Source organism: Aphanothece microscopica RSMan92, assembly GCF_046613545.2.
Lineage (GTDB): Bacteria > Cyanobacteriota > Cyanobacteriia > PCC-6307 > Cyanobiaceae > NIES-981.
Genome location: NZ_JBKKKY020000534.1, coordinates 1 through 451 on the forward strand (window position 1 = coordinate 1; position 451 = coordinate 451).

Below are 451 nucleotides of genomic sequence, written 5' to 3' on the forward strand. Positions count from 1 at the left end.
GACACGCTGGCGGTGGCGGCGAATCTGCTGGGCGGCTTCGCGGTTCAGCGCGTGGGCCAGCCCGACTTCACCGTGGACACGCTGACCGGCATCGAGAACCTGCGCGGCGGCGCGGGCGACGATTTCCTCCTCGGCGACAACAACGCCAACCGTCTGGAAGGCTTGGGGGGCGGCGACAATCTCTGGGGCTTCGGCGGCAACGACACGCTGATCGGGGGCGAAGGCAACGACATCATCGTGGGCGGGGACGACGCCGACTCGCTGGAGAGTGGGCTGGGGCAGGACTGGCTCTATGGCCAGGGCGGAGCCGACACGCTGCTCGCCACGGACGCCACCGCCAACGCCTTCAACGTGCTGGTGGGCGGGGACGGCAACGACACGCTGATCGGCGGGCCCACTGGCTTCGACTACTTCTACGGCGGCGACGGAGCCACGGGCGGGGGCAACGACA

1 protein-coding gene is annotated in these 451 nt (G+C 69.8%); it reads left to right on the forward strand.

All coding sequences use genetic code 11. From position 1 onward, the window contains the following. Positions 1-451: calcium-binding protein (locus ACLD7X_RS18925; RefSeq protein ID WP_411425221.1), on the forward strand; the 451-nt coding region annotated here is incomplete at both ends.